This is a genomic window from Actinoplanes sp. NPDC049265 (assembly GCF_043197135.1).
Lineage (GTDB): Bacteria > Actinomycetota > Actinomycetes > Mycobacteriales > Micromonosporaceae > Actinoplanes.
On record NZ_JBICSP010000006.1, the window covers coordinates 94,587 to 111,100 of the forward strand.

Genomic DNA, 16,514 nt, shown 5'->3' on the forward strand with positions numbered 1-16,514 from the left:
ACTGTCCCGGTGACTTACCAGGCCTACCCGCCTTACCAGGGACCGCCGCCGTACGGGTACGGCGGGCCGCCCCAACCGATGAGCCCGGGCGGGCAGCCGCTGGCCGATTTCGGCAACCGGCTGCTCGCCTACATCATCGACAGCGCCATCCTCGGCGCCGTGATCATGCTGATCTTCCTGCCGGTGTACGGGTTCTATCTCTACGGGGTGATGAACAGCGTCGACGCGACCGACCCGAACCCGTTCGGCGACGTCATCGGGCCGTTCCTGATCATCTACGCCGGCATCTTCCTGGTCGACCTGATCCTGCTCTACCTCTACCACGTGGAGTACATGCACCGCGGCGGCCAGACCCTGGGCAAGAAGATCATGAAGCTGAAGGTCGTCCCGATCGACCCGAACCTGCGGCTGACCCGGGGCATGGCGGCCAAGCGGTACGTGGTCGAGACGATCTGCGGGCTCGTGGTGCCGATGTTCAGTTACCTGGACGGGTTCTGGCAACTCTGGGACAAGCCGTACCAGCAGACCCTGCACGACAAGTTCGCCGAGACCGTCGTGGTAAAGGTTGGCCCATGAGCTCCCTGCCCGCGGGCTGGTACAAGGACCCGGCCGACCCGGCGACCCAGCGCTACTGGGACGGTGAGGGCTGGGTCGGCAAGGCCATCCCGGCCGACGCCACGCCCCCGCCGGACGGGCCCGAGCCGTTGCCCGAGCCGGTCGTCGCGCCGCCGGTCACCACGCCAGCCCCGGCCGAGGACCCGAACAAGCTGCCCGACTACCCGCAGACGTGGACACCGCCGCCGGGCTACCCGCCGCCCCCGCCGGGCTGGATGCCGCCGCCCGGGTGGACGCCGCCGCCCGGCTCGGGCTGGATCGTGCAGGCCCGGCCGCACGGCTTCGCGCTCGCCGGGTTCGGTCAGCGGCTGGTCGCCCGGCTCGTCGACGTGTTCGCCGTCCTGCTGCTCAACGTCGTGGTCAACGGCTGGTTCGCCTACCAGTTCCTGCAGGAGTTCCTGCCCATGTACCGGGCCGCGCTGGCCGACCCGTTCGGCGAGCAGCCCGACCCCAGCGCCCGGTCGGAATACCTGCTCTGGACCATGCTGATCGTGGCCACCCTGCTGTGGCTGCTCTACGAGGCGCCGGCCATCGGCTCCCGCGGGCAGACGCTGGGCAAACGGATGGTCGGCATCAAGGTGATGGCGGTCGAGAACACCGAGCCGCTCGGCTTCGGGCGGGCGTTCCGCCGCTGGGCCCGGCTGGGCCTGTTCACCCCCTTCTGGGGCTGCGCCGGCCTCGGCCTGGTGATCCAGCTGGTCGACTCGCTGTCGCCGCTGTTCGACCAGCAGCTGCGGCAGGCGTTGCACGACAAGACCGCGCGTACGGTCGTCATCGCCCTGCAGCCCGACCACAAGCCACCCACGGAACGGGAAGGAACCTCCTGATGACCCGGTTGACCCGCGCCGACCTGGACGCACTGCCCACCTATGTGCCCGGGCGCAACGTCGCCGACCTGGCGCGGGAGCTCGGCATCGCCGAGGCGATCAAGCTGGCCAGCAACGAGGTGCCGTTCGGGCCGCTGCCCGGCGTGGTCGAGGCCGTGACCGAGTGCATGCTGGGCTCGCACCGCTACCCCGACATGGGCGTGGTCGATCTTCGAGACAAGATCGCTCAGCGGTACGCGGTGAGCGCCGACCGCGTCGTCACCGGCTGTGGCTCGGTGGCGCTGGCCGAGCACCTGATCAAGGCGACCAGCCTGCCCGGTGACGAGGTGGTGTACGCGTGGCGCTCGTTCGAGGCGTACCCGATCATCACCGCCACCTCGGGCGCCACCTCGGTCCGCGTCCCCAACACGGCCACCCACGGGCACGACCTGCCCGCCCTCGCCGCGTCGATCACCGACCGGACCCGCGTGGTGATCGTCTGCAACCCGAACAACCCGACCGGCACCTCGGTCGGCCGGGCCGAGCTCGACCGCTTCCTCGACGACGTGCCGTCCGACGTGCTGGTCATCCTCGACGAGGCGTACCGCGAGTTCGTCACCGACGAGCGGGTCCCGGACGCGCTGACCACCTACGGCGACCGGGCCAACGTGGTCGTGTTGCGTACCCTCTCGAAGGCCTGGGGTCTGGCCGGCCTGCGGATCGGTTTCCTGGTCGCGCAGCCCGAGGTCGCCGCGGCCGTCCGCAAGGTCGTCACCCCGTTCTCGACCAGCCTGGTCGCGCAGGCCGCGGCCATGGCCGCGCTCGATCAGGAGGACGAGGTACGCCGCCGCTGCGCCGTGGTCATCGCCGAACGCGACCGCGTCACCGAGGCCACCCGCAAGCTCGGCCTCGACGTCCCGACGTCCCAGGCCAACTTCATCTGGCTCCCGCTGGGAGACAAGGCCGCGGCCTTCGCGGCCGCGTGCGAGCAGCGTGGCGTGATCGTCCGGGCTTTCCAGGGCGACGGCGTACGCGTAACCATCGGCACCCCCGAGGAGAACGACGCCTTCCTGGCTGTATTGGATGGCCTCGCTCCGCTCGGCGAGGCGATCGTCCCCTGATGCCGTTGGAGATGACTCGCGCTTTTCTGACGCCCGCAAACCCCGACGGGCGCCAGAAAACCACGGGCCATCTCAACGACGGGACAATCGCGGGACGGGCCGCCGGCTGGCGAGAGGTCAGTCAGGTTTGACCGTGGCAGCGAGAAGGCGGCCGGTGCGGGCGCCGGAGAACATGGCGTTCGGGTCGGAGAAGTCGGCGGTCACGGCGTAGAGGGTGCCGTCGGGGCTCAGGGCGCAGTCGAAGGCGCCGTCCTCGAAGGTGACCGTCTGCAGGATCTCGCCGCCCTCGCGAACCCGGCGGCAGTGCCGGCCTGGGACCGAGGCATACCAGATCGCGCCCTCGGGGTCGAAGCACAGGCCGTCGGGGGCGTCGCCGGGCAGCTCGGCCCAGACCCGGCGGTCGGTCAGGTTGCCCTCCGCGGTTATGTCGAAGGCGGTCAGCCGTTCGCCGTGCGACTCGGCCACGACCAGCGTGCCGCCGTCCGGGCTGACCGCCATCCCGTTCGGGAAGAGCAGGTCACCGGCGACCCGGCGGACCGCGCCGCCCGGGGTGATCACCGCGATGAGGCCGGGTGCGGGCGGGCCGGCCGGGAAGTCGTACCCGATGTTGTTGACGAAGACGTGCCCGCGCGGGTCGACCGCGATGTCGTTCCAGGCGTGCGGGGCGACGACGCCGGCGAGGTCGGCGTGGGTGGTCTGCTCGCCGTCCGGGGCGATCGCGAGCAGCCGCTGATGGGTGCCGTTGGTGCTGACCATCCGGCCGTCGGGCAGCCAGTCGAAGCAGAACGGCATGCCGTCGACCCGGGCCACCACCCGCGCCGACCCGCCCTCGACCTGGATCAGCTCACCGGCGACCCAGTCGGAGAACCACACCCGGCCCTGGTGCCATCGAACCGACTCCCCCAGCACGATTCCCTCGAGAACCAACTCCACCACGCCACGAGACTATGCGGCGATCGCCCGCGAAGCGGAGCGGAGCCGGCAACTCAAGCGTCGGAGATCGCCGACAGCAGCGCCTCACGGATCGAGTTGAGGCCGGCGTCGAGGGCACCGAGGAGCACCGCGTCATCGTGGATGCTGGTCACCTCGATCTGCGCCTGCAGCGGCTCGTTGCGCTGCATGGCGGCGGCCACCGCGTCGCGTAGCGCCCCGCCGCCGGCCTGCGCCACCTCGCCGGCCAGCACCACCAGCGGTGGGTCGAGCACCGCGATCACCGCGGCCAGACCGACCGACACCCGGTCGGCGAGCTGGCTGAAGAACTCGGCGAAGTCGGCCCGCCGCTCGCCGGCGTAGGCGACCACCTCGGGCGGGGTCTCGCCGGGAATGTCATGCTCGCGGGCCAGATCCAGCACGGCCGCGCCGCCGACCAGGTCCTGCAGGGCGATCTTGCTGTGCGCGGAGTCCGGTGCGTACAGCGGCATGTAACCGATCTCGCCGGCCCCGCCGCGCGCGCCCCGCATCAGCGCGCCCCCGATGTCGATCGCGAGGCCGAGGCCGTCCTGGCCCAGCCAGAGCAGCGCGAAGCCGTCCGCGCCCTGGCCGATCCCGCGCCGGCGTTCGGCCACCGCGGCCAGGTTGACATCGTTGTCCACGTCGACCCGGGTGCCGAACCGGGCGGCGATCTCCGGCACCAGCCCGCTGCGCCCGAAGCCGGGCACCTCGACGTGGTGGATGGTCTCGGTGCGCGGGTCGTACGAGCCGGCCACGCCGAGCTGGATCTGCTTGATCCAGGCGGCGGGCGCCCCGGTCTCGGCGCGCAGCCGGTCGACGACGCCGCCGAGCGCCTCGATCGGGTCGGCCTCGAGGAAGTTGACGCGGGTTTCGACCCGGGCCCGGACCTCGCCGGTGAGGTCGCACACCGCGGCGGTCAGCGACGGTGCGCCACTGGCGCCGATGTCACGCACCGAGATGGCGACGGTCCAGGCGGCGTCCGGATTGGCCGAGTAGACCTCGGCGTTCGGGCCCGGCCGGCCGCTGTTGTGCCCGACCACCGAGACCAGCCCGGCGCCGACCAGCCGGCGCAGCACCTCGGAGATCGTGGGGGTCGACAGGGCGGTCAGCCGGCGCAGGTCAGCGCGGGTCAACGTGCCCGGATCCAGCAGATACGCGAAGGCCGCGCTCTCGTTCATGGCACGCAGGAGCTTCGATGAACCCGCTGGTCGCGACAACCCGTTTGCTCCCCACGAACATCGAACAGATGTCACGGAACGTAGGCGTATGACGCATCAGTGTCAAGCGACGCCCACCGCTGTCAGACATTGACAACTGAGAATTGATAAAACAGGTTAACTGACATAGCGTTACCTTCCCCATCGATATGAGGAGCGCTCATGTCCATCCCCAGGGCCGCGATCGCGGCCGCAGCAGGTGTGCTCATCAGTGCCGGCGGCATCGTCCTCGGCGTCCTCCCGGCCAGCGCGGCCGGCGCCGGCCCGATCACCGGCCTGGCCGGCAAGTGCGTCGACGTGGCCGGCGCGGCCAATGCCAACGGCACAGCGATCAACCTCTACACGTGCAACGGCACCAACGCCCAGAACTGGACCGCCGGCACCGACGTCCGCGCGCTGGGCAAGTGCCTCGACGTCACCGGCGCCGGCACCGCCGACGGCACCAAGGTCCAGCTGTACGACTGCAACGGCAGCGGTGCCCAGAAGTGGACCGCCGACAGTGGCCGGTTGCGCAACACCGGATCGGGCAAGTGCCTGGACGTGACCGGCAACAACTCCGCCGACGGCACCCGGCTGCAGATCTGGACCTGCGGCTCCGGCGCCAACCAGCGCTGGACCCTGCCCGGCGGCGGCCAGAACCCGCCGCCGACCGGCACCCCGCTCGACGACCCGGCCAAGAAGGAGGTCGCGATGAAGCTGGTCAGCGCGGCCGAGAACTCGTCGCTGGACTGGCGGGCCCAGTTCCGGTACATCGAGGACATCGGCGACGGCCGTGGCTACACCGCTGGGATCATCGGCTTCTGCTCGGGCACCGGCGACATGCTCGAACTGGTCGAGAACTACACCGCCACCAAGCCGAACAACGTGCTGGCCAAGTACCTGCCGGCCCTGCGCCAGGTCGACGGCAGCGACTCGCACGCCGGGCTCGACCCCAACTACCCGGCCGACTGGCGTACCGCCGCCGGCGACAGCGTCTTCCAGGCCGCGCAGGAATCCGAGCGCGACCGGGTCTACTTCAACCCGTCGGTCCGCGACGCCAAGAACGACGGCGTCCGCGCGCTCGGCCAGTTCGCCTACTACGACGCCGCGGTCATGCACGGGTACGACGGCATGCGCTCGGTGCGGTCGGAGGCGCTGCGGCACGCCGTCCCGCCGTCCCAGGGCGGCAACGAGACCACCTGGCTGAACGCGTTCCTGGACGCGCGGGTGGCCGAGATGAAGAAGGAGGAGGCGCACTCGGACACCTCACGGGTGGACACCGCGCAGCGCGTCTTCCTCAACAACGGCAACCTGGACCTGAACACGCCGCTGGTCTTCGCCGTCTACGGGGAGCAGTTCCGGATCGACTGATCTGTCTATGGAAAACACGGCCTGACGGACGCTGTTGAACACCGCTCGCAGCGTCCGTTAGGTTCGATTCGTGTCGTCGATGGTGCCACCGCTGCTGGCCGGGCTGGTTGACGACGCCGCCCTGCTCCAGCCCGGCGACACAGCCGTCAAGACGGCCGCCGCCGGGCTCCGCGAGCACCGCGACGCCTGGTACGGCCAACTGGCCGGCTCTCTGCTCGTACCCTCGTCGCGCCTGGATCTTGATCTTGAACCGCCCGGGCTGCCGGTCGGCGTGATCAACGATGGGGCCTTCACCGCCCTGCCCGCCACCGTGGCCAAGCTGCGGTCGTGCGGCGCCGAGGTCCGCTCGATCGAGGCCGCGGTCGCCCGCCGGGGCGAGGACCCGCAACCCGGCCTGGCCGAACTGCGCCGGCTGGCCGCCACCGACAAGGACCTGGAGGTGTACGCCGAGATCCCGCTCAGCTGGGGCCTGCTGGCGGCACTGGACGCGGTGGCCGCGATGCGCGCCGACGGCCTGCGGATAGCGCCCAAATTCCGGGTCGGCGGACTGGCCGCCGAGCTCTTCCCCACCCCCGTCGAGCTGGCCGCCGTAATCTGCGCCTGCCGCGACCGCGAGCTGCCGTTCAAGCTGGCCACCGGCATCCGGCACGCGCTGCGGCACACCGACCCGGAAACCGGCTTCACCCACCACGGCTTCCTCAACGTGCTGGTCGCGGTGCTGCTGGCCAACGACGGGCAAGAGGTCGCCGAGGTGGCCGAGGCGCTCGGCGCGACCCACCCGGTGCCGCTGGTCGAGCCGGCCCGCGCCCGCCGCGACGAACCCCGGCCCCTGTGGGCGGCCTTCGGCGCCGCCGCGATCATGGAACCGCTGACCGAGCTGGTCCGGCTCGGCCTGATCAACGGCGGCTACCAGTAACCCCTGTCCGGCACCGGCCCGTTCCCCGTATTTTGTACGCGGGAGGTCACGCAATGTCGACAGTCGTGGTGACACGCCTCATCGAGGCACCCATCGAAGCGGTCTGGCGCGTCTTCACCGACCTGCCCGGCCGCGCCACCTGGCTGCACACGGTCACCGCGGTCGAGGTGCTGACCACCGGCCCGTTCGGGCAAGGCACGGTGTGGCGCGAGACCCGCACCATGCCCGACGGCGGCGAGATCACCGAGGAGTTCCAGGTCAGCGCGAGCACGCCCGGGAACTGCTTCGCCGTCGAGTCGCCCGGCATCGGCGCCGAATACCGCATGACATACACGTTCGTACCGGTGCTGGAGGGCAAACGCCGCGGTGGAACTATGGTCACCGTGGTCCAGGACGGCACTCCGACAGCGCCGGCGGGCCGGTTCCTGGCCCTTGTCTTCGGCGGCCTGGCCGCCCGCACGGTCGAGGGTGCCCTGCGGCGCGACCTCGACGACCTGGCGGCGGCCGCTTGACGTACGGCCGCACACTGCTCGCCCTGGTGCTGGTGGGTGTCACAGGGCTGATCGGGTGGCGGGTGCTGCGTCCAGCCTCGCTCTCGGCCACCGGCACGGTCCCCGCACCGGTCGACGTGGCACCCGGCCCGACCGGCCGCATGTCGGTCATCCCGTTGCTGGTCGAGGGGCAGTTCCGGGTGTACGTGTCCCGGCGCCAGGTGCGGGCCGACGGTCCCGTGGCGGCCAATACGGCCCGCACGCCCTTCTGGTCGCTGCGCCGGTGGCCGCAGTCGGTCAGCGGGGTGGTCGCGGTGGGGACGGTGGTGGTGACCCGCTGGTCGGACGGGGCGGTGATCGCGCTGGACGGGCTGACCGGGCGTACCCTCTGGCGCGCCTCAGGCTTTTCGGGGTCCTTCTCCATACCTAGGGACGTTCTCTGGTCGCCGCCCGACATGTTCGCCGCCGCCGCGGCCCGGGTGGTGCTGCTCCGTTCGGGCGGACAGGTCACCGCGCTGGCCGCGGCGACCGGGGCCACGGTCTGGTCCCGTGCCTGCGCCGGGCCGGCGTTCGCCACCGACTCCGACCTGGCCTGCGGCGACCGGCTGCTGTCGGCCTCGACCGGCGCGGTCGTCGCCACCGGTACCTTCACCGGCGTGGAGTGCGCCGTCGGTTGTCTCGGGGCGCGTGACGTGAGCGGGCGGGTCTGGCGGGCCGGGCGGCCCATCGCCTATGCTCCGCCCTCCGGTTTCGTTCTGGGCTCGGCCGGCGGCGTCTCGTACGTGCTCACACCCGACCGCCACCTGGTCGCCCGGGACGAGACGACCGGCACGGTCCGGGGCGACTTCGTCCTCGGCTACCCCCACGACCGGACCGACTGGACGCCGGCCGGATGGCAGCTGGCCGACGGCTACCTGGCCATCGACCGGGGCCCGACCTTCACCCGCGACCAGGTCCTGCTGGCCAAGCTGCCCTGAGCCGCATGTCGCCCGCCCCTGGCCAGCCTTGTGCCGCGTACCGCTTCAGCCCCGCCCCCGGCCCACTGGCCGCTGACCACCGACCTCAGCCTCCGCGCCCCCGGCCCCAGCCCCGGCCCCTTCGCCACAGACCCTTTCAGCCCCGCCGCCGACCCCTTGGCCGAGGACCACCTCAGCCCCGCCGCCGACCCCTTGGCCGAGGACCACTTCGGCCTCGCCGCCGATCAGCGCCGCAGCAGGACGACCAACTCGGCCGCCGCCGCCACGATCATGGCCACCACCAGCGGGATCAGGCCGCCGATGAGGGCGTACCCAAAAATGATCAACGGCGCCACGAGCGACGCGTAGGCGGCGACGGCCATCAGCGGCTCGGTGCGCCGCAGGCGGGTCAGGGCGGCAGCGGCCCGCTCGGTCAGACGCCGGCTCAGCCACACCGCGAGGGCCACGAAGAGGATCACACTGATCAGGCCGGCCCAGACCCGGGAGGCGCCCGCGCTGGCCTGCGCCATCAGCGCTGTCAGCAGGGCGGCCACCAGGGTGCCGCTGCTGCCGTACAGGATCATCTGCCGCACCGCGGCGCGCGAGTCACCGGACGGGTCCAGCACCGGCCCCCGCGGCTTGCTCACCGGCGGCGGCTCCTGAAACACCTCGCCCCGCAGGCCGGCCGTCGGATCGTAGGCTTCCGGCGCGGGCTCGGGCCGGTCCGGAGCCGGATAGGCCCGCGGCAGTTCCTCGACCACCGGCGGCGCGGTCGTGTCGATCGCCGCGTCGTCCGCCAGCCCTTCCAGCGCCAACGCCCACCGCCGGCGTTCCAGGCGCACGATCCCCACGTCACGCTGGGCGTCGCCGATCGCAACATCAAGATCGAGGGCTTCCGCGTACGCCCGCTGAGCCAGATCGAAAAGCCGAAGCCGGGCGGCCACCACCGCCAGCACCAGATGCGCCTCAGCCTCGGCCGGCGCCGCCCGCACCCCGTTCCAGGCCGCGTTCAGCGCATCCTGCCCGTTCCGGGCTTCGCTGAGCAGCGCGGCCCCAGTCCGCTGGGCGTAGGCGTCGCCCGGCCACCGCGCCAGTATCTGGTTCGCCACCCGTGCGGCCTCGCCGAACTTCCGGTTGTCGGTGAGAGCCATCGCCCGAACCACCAGCGCCGCCACCGTGCCGCTGCCCGCCGCCACGGCCCGCTCGGCCGCAACCAGAGCCTCGGCCGGCTGATCGGCCACAAGGTGCACCCGAGCCAGCGTGGCCAGCAACTCAGCATCCTGCGGCGCCCCCGCCAGCCCCGCCGCCACCTCAGCGGCAGCGTCGTCATACCGCCCCAGGTCAGCAAAGAGCAGCGCCCGCTGCCGATACTCCTCCGGCGTCGTTTCAGGCTCCAACGGGCTGGCACTCACGCCCCGAGCGTAGGCGACCAACCTGAACACCACTCGCCCTGCCCGCTCCCGCTCGCCCTCCTACACCCCGCCCCCACTCGCCCGGCTAGCTCCCGCGGCTGGCGACAGGCCCAGGGGCCGCGGCTCAGCTCGCTCTCAGCGCCTGCTCGCCCGCCCGCCTCGCTGGGTGGTGGGTTGCGCTGATCGACGATCCGCCGCCTCCCCCACCCGAACACAGGGTGGGCGGTCAATGTAGCGGGCGCGGACGGCGGCGGCCGGGATTGTCCACAGGGGCGCGGGATTGTGGACAGGTCAGGCGGATGGTGGCAGGACCAAGGCGACGGCCGTTGCCGCGAGGCCCTCGCCTCGGCCGGTCAGGCCCAGCCCGTCGGTGGTGGTGCCGGCGACGGTGACGGGGGCGCCGGCCGCCTCGGAGAGCACTCGCTGCGCCTCGTCGCGGCGTGGGCCGATCTTGGGGTGGTTGCCGATCACCTGGATTGACACGTTGAGCACGGTGAAGCCGGCGGCAACCAGCAACCGGGCCGCCTCGGTCAGGAGTGTCACGCCGGAGGCGCCGGCCCACTCGGGGCGGGCGGTGCCGAAGTTGCTGCCGAGGTCGCCCAGGCCGGCCGCACTGAACAGTGCGTCGCAGGCGGCGTGGGCGGCTACGTCGCCGTCGGAGTGTCCGGCCAGGCCGATCTGGCCGGGCCAGTGCAGGCCGGCCACCCAGCATTCCTCGCCGTCCTGGAAAGCGTGCACGTCGGTGCCCAGGCCTACCCGAGGAAAGATCACCCGGTCAGCCTAGGCCTCGCGTGAAGGGCCGCTCAGAAGGGACCGTGTGCGAGGAGGGCCTCGGCGATGACCAGGTCCAGGGGGCGCGTGATCTTGAGGGCCAGCTCGGAACCCAGCACGCAGGTGACCGGAATTCCGGCCTTTTCGGCCAGGCCGGCGTCGTCGGTCAGTGGATCACTCGCGGCGGCATGGGCGGCGGCCAGGACCTGGTGCTGGAAGCCCTGGGGGGTTTGGACGCTTCGCAGCACCGACCGGTCGACCGTGCCGAGTACGAGGCCCTCGGGCGACGCCTCCTTGATCGTGTCGACCACGGGGAGGGTGGGGATGACCGCCGGCCGACCGGCTCGGACGGCGGAAGCCACCGACTCGATCAGGTCGGGTGGGGTGAGGGCGCGGGCCGCGTCGTGGACCAGGACGATCGGGACGTCGGCGGGCACGACGGCCAGTGCGCGGCCGACCGACTCCTGGCGTTCGGCGCCGCCGGCCACGACCGAGACGGGGGTGATCGGAGTGAGCAGCTCCGACACCGCTTCGACGTCGGCCGCGGGGGCGGCGACCACGATCATGCGTACGCTCGGCGCGGCCGCGACCCGGCGTACCGCATGAACCAGGAGGGGTTCCCCGGCGAGCAACCGCAGCGCCTTGGGTCCGCCCGGACCAAGGCGGACTCCGGCGCCCGCCGCAGGAACGAGGACCGCGACGTCACCCCGAGCATTGAGCTGCGCGGTCACGTCGCGGTCCTTCTCAAGTGTTGCTTATGAGTGATGTGGCGGATCAGGCCTCGGTGAGGACCTTGTCGAGGAGGACTTCCGCCTCGTCCTTGGTGCTCTTCTCAGCGAGGGCCACCTCGCCGACGAGGATGTCGCGAGCCTTGGCGAGCATGCGCTTCTCCCCAGCCGAAAGGCCACGCTCCCGCTCACGACGCCAGAGGTCACGAACGACTTCGGCAACCTTGAGCGGGTTGCCTGAGGCGAGCTTCTCGAGATTGGCCTTGTAACGCCGCGACCAGTTGGTCGGCTCCTCGGTGTGCGGTGCGCGGAGGACATCGAAGACCTTGCCCAGGCCTTCCTCGCCAACCACCTCACGCACGCCGACGATCTCGGCATTCTCAGCGGGCACGCGGACCGTCAGGTCGCCCTGGGCAACCCGAAGGACGAGGTACTGCTTTTCCACGCCCTTGATAGTTCTAGTCTCGATTGCCTCGATGAGTGCGGCCCCGTGGTGGGGGTAAACAACGGTCTCGCCGACACTGAAAACCATAGGTTCGAAACCCCTTTCGCTGTTACCAGGGTAACACGCTCAGGCGGCGATGTCTCACCCTGCCTGTGACTGTTAGTGCAGCTCAGAGGCCTTGTGACGGGCCTTTCTACCGCTTGACATGCGGGCGTTGAGCTGCCTGCGTCACTCAGCGTGAGCACAGCGTTACGGGCTCATCGACCGAGTCGTAAAAGTCGGAACTGACTGCTTTGTGAGGTCAAGCTTATCGCTGGGGACCGGAACCAGACACTACTGGCGTCCCGGCCCCGCTTGAGAGAGGCTTGGCAACAAGTCCTCGAACGGCACATGTGGTCGGTCTGGGAGGAGGGTGAATTATGGGCGGCTCCAACGACAACGGCGGCGATTTTCCGCGCGACGGCGGCTCCCCAGACGACCTCCCCGAGCTGCCCGAGGAGTGGGGCGTCATCGTCATCCCCGACGATCTCTCGGAGCTTGCCGACGAGGTCAGGGCGGTGCAGGCCGAGCTGGCGATCTCCGCACCCTATTCGCGGTGGGAGAGGTTCAAGGTCCGCCCGGGGGTACGCCGCCTGCGCCGGATCGCGAGCGCCGGCCTCCGTGCCCCGGTGGTGATCATCGCGATGGCCGTGCTGGTGACGGTGGCGAGCCTGTTCGCGTCGGCGTGGCCGGGGCCGTCCCGATCGCCGGCGACCGAGCGGACGGCCGACAACACCGAGGAGCCCGGCGACACGCTGCCGTCCCTCGAACTGCTCGACCGGGAGGGCAAGGCGGTCGCGCTCCGTGGTCAACTACCCGCGGTGATCCTGCTGACCGATGGTTGTGCCTGCACCGATCTGATCAACGACACCGTCACCGCCGTACGCCCCGGAATCGTTGTGGTCACGGTGAGCGCCATCCGCCCCACCAAGGGCACCGCGCCACCGACCGGCGCGGCACCGCAGCCGCAGGGCAAGACCGTCCGCGAGCTGCGCGACCCGACTGACGAGCTGCGGCGATACCTCAAACTGGCGGCCCCCGACGGCACCGCGGGCACGGTCCTGGTCGACCGGGGCGGCAAGATCATCCGCACCGAGGCCCGCACGGCGTCGGTCGAGGCGTTCAAGGGTGACCTGGCCCGCCTCTGACCAGCGCCAGGAACATCAAGGCGGACCGCGAGAACGGTCGGCGGCCACGCTTCCCGGCGAAGCCACCGCTGGCCGCGCAGAACAGACCGGCCGCGCAACAGCACAGAGCCCACCACCTGCGCGGAGCTCGGAGCCGAGCGCCCGCGCGCAGCGCAGAGCGAACCGGCCGGGTCAGTAGCCGAGGTTGCGTTCGAGGCGCCAGCGGAAAACGGCACCACTCTGCTCGTCCTCGCCGGTGATCTCGATGTAGAACTCGTCGGCCAGCGCCACGTCGAGGCGGCCGATCTCCGGGTTGTCCGAGCACGGCACCGCCCGACCGGAATCGCGGCGGTTGGTGCTCACCCGGACCCGGGCCCGGCCGGTGCCGGCACACACCATGGCCAGGGTGTACGAGCCGCTGTCGACGGGGCTGGTGCGTTCGGCGGCCCGGTCGCCGTCCAGGCGTACCGTCTCGGCCAGCGCCCGGGGGCGGTCCGGCAGCAGCCCCTCGACCGTCTCCTGCCAGGCCTGCAACCGCGGGTCGGCCCCGGTCAGCGGCGCCGCCCGCACGAACCACAGGCCGCCACCGAGGAGCACCACGGCGGCCAGCCCATACAGCAGCACGCCGCGCAGACGCTCCTCGCTCACGGACCCAGATTAGGTCCCAGGATCGCGCCGTAGAGAGTGAGACCGGGGCCGAAGGCCATCAGGACCACGCGATCTGGTCGGTCGTCGCGGCGGCGGAGCGCGTCCAGGACCAGGAGCACGGTCGGTGAGGAGCAGTTTCCGTACGCCGAAAGCACGCTCCGCGACGCCTCGAGCGCGTCCGGCGGCAGGCCCAACCGCTCCTCCACCACGTCCAGGATCTTGGGGCCACCAGGGTGCACGGCCCAGCCGTCGCCGGGACGGACCCCGATCTCGTCGGCGAAGCCCCGCACGTGCCGGGCCAGCACCGACGGGACCCGCGGGGACAGCCCCATGCGGAAGCCGGCGTCGGTGATGTCCCAGGTCATCTGGTCGACCGCCGTGGTGTCGGTCAGGGCGGACAGCTGACGGAAGGCGTACGCGTCAGCATCGTCACCCGGAGTGAGCACAACGGCGGCCGCCGCGTCCGCGAACAGCGCATGCGAGACGATCTGCTGCACGTCCACGCGGGCGGCCGCGGGCTGTACGTGCAGGCTGGTCAGCTCGACGCAGAGCAGCAGGGCGGGACGGCCGTGGGCCGAGACGTAGTCGGCGACCGTGCCCATCGCCGGCAACGCGGCGTAACAACCCATGTGGCCGATGAAGAGGCGCTGCGTGCTCGGGGCCATGCCCAGGTCACGGGCGAGGAGGATGTCCAGGCCGGGGGTGGCGTAGCCGGTGCACGAGCAGACCACGAACAGGCCGATCTCGTCGGCGCGGACCCCGGCGTCGGCCAGCGCGCGGTCGATCGCCTCCTTGCCCAGCGGCATCGCCTCGATCTGGTAGCGGGCCATCCGCCGCTGGGTGGTCCACTCGGACGCGTCCTCGACCAGCGGGCTGACGGCGATCTGGCGGCGGCGTACCCCGGAGTTCTGGAAGATCCGCTGGGCCAGCGGGCGGCGGCGGGCGTCGTAGTGGGCGGCGAAGTAGCCGGACCACAGCTCGTCCTGGTCCACGGACGGGGGAAGGGCGATACCGAGCCCGGCGATCTTCGACAAAATGCCTCCTACCAGCGTGGCGCCGACCCTTCCGAGTCGGGATCGCCGCCGAGCGCGTCCACGCCCAGCCAGTCCGCGCACACGTCCGAGGTGGCCGGCTGCAGGGAGCCGGCGCGGGCGTCGCGGTAGAGCCGTTCGAGCGGATTCCCGCGCCGCATCGCCGAGGTGCCGGCCGCCTCCAGCATCGAGGCCGCCACCTCGGCCGCGGTGGTGCCGGCGAGCAGCTTGGCCCGCCACACCCAGCGGTTGGTCTCGGCGTCGCCGGGCGCCTCGTCGACCCGGCCCGCGGCCTCCATGACGGCCAGGTGGGCCGCCGCAACCTGGGCGTCGGCCCGGCCGATGCGGGCCCGTACGGCCGGCAGATGCCCCAGCTCGCGCCGGTTGACGTGCTCGACGGCGGCGTCGACGGCGGCCCGGGCCACCCCGACGTAGACGGCGGCGTAGCTGGCCACCATCCACTGCGGGGCGAGCTGGGCCACCACCAGGGCCAGGCCCTCGACGCCGCCGAGCAGCGCGCCGGTCGGCACTGTCACGTCCAGGTGCAGGTCGTGCGAGCCGGTGGCCCGCATGCCCAGGGCGTCCCAGGTCTGCTCCACCCGTACGCCGTCGCCGGGCGGGACGATGAACTGGCTGACCTGGGTCGGGTCTTCGGTGCTGCGGGCGGCGACCAGGTAGCCGCCGGCGTGCCCGGCTCCCGAGCAGAACGTCTTGCTGCCCACGATGCGGTAGCCGCCGTCCACCTTCTGGTAGCTGGTGGTGAGCTGGGACAGCCGGGAGCCGGCGCCCCGCTCGCTCATCGCCACCGCGTACCACCGGCCCTCGGCCGCCGCCCGCAGGTAGTCGTCGCGGGCGGTCAGGGCCTCGGCGGGCAGGCCGAGCGCATCGGCCAGTTCGTCGGTGACGCCGGCCAGGGCGCCGGTCACCGAGGCGTGCATGTTGAAGATCAGCGCGGTGGCGCCGTTGCCGCGGGCCAGCTCGTAGGCGATCGCCGCGTACGCGCCGAAGCCGGCCCCCGAACCGCCCAGCCGGACCGGCGCCATCAACCCGAACAGCCCCGAGCGTCGCAGGTCGGCGAAGTCGTCGGTGGGGAAACTGCCGTCCCGGTCGTGACCGGCGGCACGGGCCGCGAACCGGGGCGCCAGCCGCCGGGCCTCCTCGATCATGACTTCCGCCCCCTGCCCTGGAACAGGACGGCCGTGGTGAACGTGGGCACGATGCGACCGAGCGGGCCGCCACCGGTCGGCGGCCACCGGAACAGCCAGCGCGTCAGCCCCGTCATGGTCGGACGGATACCCCTGACCCGCAGATCAACCCCTTGGTGACGGAACTCTTCAATCAGCCGCCGGGGCCGGACGAACAGCGCCGGATCGTGCAGGCCGCGCGGGGCGATGCCGAGGCGCTCGGCCGCGGTGACCGTGACGAACCGGCTCACCGCGGTCGCGTTCAGCGTGTCGAGCACGATCAGGCCGCCCGGCCGCAGCACCCGGCTCAGCTCGGCGACGGCTCCGGGCAGGTCGGTGACGTGTTCGAGGATCTCGCCGGCGACAACGACGTCGGCACAGGACGTGGCCAGCGGCAGCGCTGTGACATCGCCGCCGACCGGGCGGATGCCACGCCGGACGGACTGGGCCAGGCTGGTTCGCCCGACATCGACGCCGACGTGCCGATAGCCGAGCCGCGCCACGTGCGGGGCGAGCAGGCCACCGCCGCACCCGGCGTCCAGGAGCACGGCCCTTTTTCGAGATGCCGAGGGTACGAGGGCAGCCCGCGCCGCCGCGAGCCAGTGCAGCAGCTCAAAGGTGCCGCCGGGCCGCCACCACTCACCGACCAGGTCGTCGTACTGTCCGGGGTCATTGCGTCGCCGCATGTAATCGAGCGTGGCACGAC

The 16,514-nt window shown here is 71.6% G+C and carries 18 protein-coding genes; 8 read left to right on the forward strand and 10 right to left on the reverse strand.

What is annotated here, in order from left to right:
• Positions 1–9 precede the first annotated feature (9 nt).
• Genes ACGFIO_RS17065 through hisC form a run of 3 tightly spaced genes read left to right on the forward strand, consistent with a single transcriptional unit; the run spans position 10 to position 2,542 of the window.
• Positions 10–576: an RDD family protein gene (locus ACGFIO_RS17065; RefSeq protein WP_392827199.1), complete on the forward strand. Its 567-nt coding sequence runs from the start codon at positions 10–12 to the stop codon at positions 574–576.
• Positions 573–1,442 (forward strand): RDD family protein, encoded by an 870-nt coding sequence (locus ACGFIO_RS17070; RefSeq protein ID WP_392827200.1) that lies wholly within the window; start codon positions 573–575, stop codon positions 1,440–1,442. Before ACGFIO_RS17065 ends, ACGFIO_RS17070 begins: the two co-directional genes overlap by 4 nt.
• Positions 1,442–2,542 carry a histidinol-phosphate transaminase gene (gene hisC / locus ACGFIO_RS17075; RefSeq protein ID WP_392827201.1) on the forward strand — a complete coding sequence of 367 codons (1,101 nt, stop codon included), beginning with the start codon at positions 1,442–1,444 and terminating at the stop codon, positions 2,540–2,542. Before ACGFIO_RS17070 ends, hisC begins: the two co-directional genes overlap by 1 nt.
• 117 nt (positions 2,543–2,659) lie before the next feature.
• Here the strand turns inward: hisC and ACGFIO_RS17080 are convergent, their stop codons facing one another.
• Positions 2,660–3,478, reverse strand: coding sequence for an SMP-30/gluconolactonase/LRE family protein (locus tag ACGFIO_RS17080; RefSeq protein WP_392827202.1), 819 nt, complete (start codon positions 3,476–3,478; stop codon positions 2,660–2,662).
• A gap of 50 nt (positions 3,479–3,528) precedes the next feature.
• Positions 3,529–4,671: an ROK family protein gene (locus tag ACGFIO_RS17085; protein ID WP_392827203.1), complete on the reverse strand. Its 1,143-nt coding sequence runs from the start codon at positions 4,669–4,671 to the stop codon at positions 3,529–3,531.
• A 201-nt stretch (positions 4,672–4,872) separates the two neighbouring features.
• Here ACGFIO_RS17085 and ACGFIO_RS17090 point away from each other — a divergent pair, with 201 nt between their 5' ends.
• The 4 genes from ACGFIO_RS17090 (at position 4,873) to ACGFIO_RS17105 (ending at position 8,444) form a co-directional block, all read left to right on the forward strand.
• Positions 4,873–6,060: a chitosanase gene (locus tag ACGFIO_RS17090; protein ID WP_392827204.1), complete on the forward strand. Its 1,188-nt coding sequence runs from the start codon at positions 4,873–4,875 to the stop codon at positions 6,058–6,060.
• A gap of 70 nt (positions 6,061–6,130) precedes the next feature.
• Complete coding sequence (locus tag ACGFIO_RS17095) at positions 6,131–6,976, forward strand: hypothetical protein (protein WP_392827205.1); 846 nt, start codon at positions 6,131–6,133, stop codon at positions 6,974–6,976.
• Between the two features lie 53 nt (positions 6,977–7,029).
• On the forward strand, positions 7,030–7,488 hold the full coding sequence (locus ACGFIO_RS17100; protein WP_392827206.1) for an SRPBCC family protein: 459 nt from the start codon (positions 7,030–7,032) through the stop codon (positions 7,486–7,488).
• Complete coding sequence (locus ACGFIO_RS17105) at positions 7,485–8,444, forward strand: hypothetical protein (RefSeq protein WP_392827207.1); 960 nt, start codon at positions 7,485–7,487, stop codon at positions 8,442–8,444. The genes ACGFIO_RS17100 and ACGFIO_RS17105 overlap by 4 nt, the downstream gene beginning before the upstream one ends.
• A 224-nt stretch (positions 8,445–8,668) precedes the next feature.
• On the opposite strand, the gene ACGFIO_RS17110 is transcribed toward ACGFIO_RS17105, so the two are convergent.
• The 4 genes from ACGFIO_RS17110 to ACGFIO_RS17125 form a co-directional block, all read right to left on the reverse strand.
• Positions 8,669–9,835 (reverse strand): tetratricopeptide repeat protein, encoded by a 1,167-nt coding sequence (locus ACGFIO_RS17110; RefSeq protein WP_392827208.1) that lies wholly within the window; start codon positions 9,833–9,835, stop codon positions 8,669–8,671.
• Positions 9,836–10,126: 291 nt separating this feature from the next.
• A complete protein-coding gene (gene ispF, locus ACGFIO_RS17115; RefSeq protein ID WP_392827209.1) occupies positions 10,127–10,606 on the reverse strand; it encodes a 2-C-methyl-D-erythritol 2,4-cyclodiphosphate synthase in 480 nt (159 codons plus the stop codon).
• 32 nt (positions 10,607–10,638) lie between these two features.
• On the reverse strand, positions 10,639–11,337 hold the full coding sequence (gene ispD, locus ACGFIO_RS17120) for a 2-C-methyl-D-erythritol 4-phosphate cytidylyltransferase (RefSeq protein WP_392827210.1): 699 nt from the start codon (positions 11,335–11,337) through the stop codon (positions 10,639–10,641).
• 43 nt (positions 11,338–11,380) lie between these two features.
• On the reverse strand, positions 11,381–11,866 hold the full coding sequence (locus ACGFIO_RS17125; protein WP_041832964.1) for a CarD family transcriptional regulator: 486 nt from the start codon (positions 11,864–11,866) through the stop codon (positions 11,381–11,383).
• Positions 11,867–12,198: 332 nt separating this feature from the next.
• Here ACGFIO_RS17125 and ACGFIO_RS17130 point away from each other — a divergent pair, with 332 nt between their 5' ends.
• Positions 12,199–12,966, forward strand: coding sequence for a hypothetical protein (locus tag ACGFIO_RS17130; RefSeq protein ID WP_392827211.1), 768 nt, complete (start codon positions 12,199–12,201; stop codon positions 12,964–12,966).
• A 171-nt stretch (positions 12,967–13,137) separates the two neighbouring features.
• Here the strand turns inward: ACGFIO_RS17130 and ACGFIO_RS17135 are convergent, their stop codons facing one another.
• The 4 genes from ACGFIO_RS17135 to ACGFIO_RS17150 are packed head-to-tail and all read right to left on the reverse strand — an operon-like array spanning position 13,138 to position 16,494.
• Positions 13,138–13,593 carry a DUF6023 family protein gene (locus ACGFIO_RS17135; protein WP_392827212.1) on the reverse strand — a complete coding sequence of 152 codons (456 nt, stop codon included), beginning with the start codon at positions 13,591–13,593 and terminating at the stop codon, positions 13,138–13,140.
• Positions 13,590–14,627 (reverse strand): type III polyketide synthase, encoded by a 1,038-nt coding sequence (locus ACGFIO_RS17140; protein WP_392827213.1) that lies wholly within the window; start codon positions 14,625–14,627, stop codon positions 13,590–13,592. Before ACGFIO_RS17140 ends, ACGFIO_RS17135 begins: the two co-directional genes overlap by 4 nt.
• 8 nt (positions 14,628–14,635) lie before the next feature.
• Entirely contained in the window at positions 14,636–15,790 is a 1,155-nt protein-coding gene (locus tag ACGFIO_RS17145) for an acyl-CoA dehydrogenase family protein (protein ID WP_392827214.1), read from the reverse strand.
• The gene (locus ACGFIO_RS17150) at positions 15,787–16,494 is read right to left on the reverse strand and encodes a methyltransferase domain-containing protein (RefSeq protein WP_392827215.1); all 708 of its coding nucleotides are present in this window, start codon (positions 16,492–16,494) and stop codon (positions 15,787–15,789) included. Before ACGFIO_RS17150 ends, ACGFIO_RS17145 begins: the two co-directional genes overlap by 4 nt.
• Between the last annotated feature and the right edge of the window lie 20 nt (positions 16,495–16,514).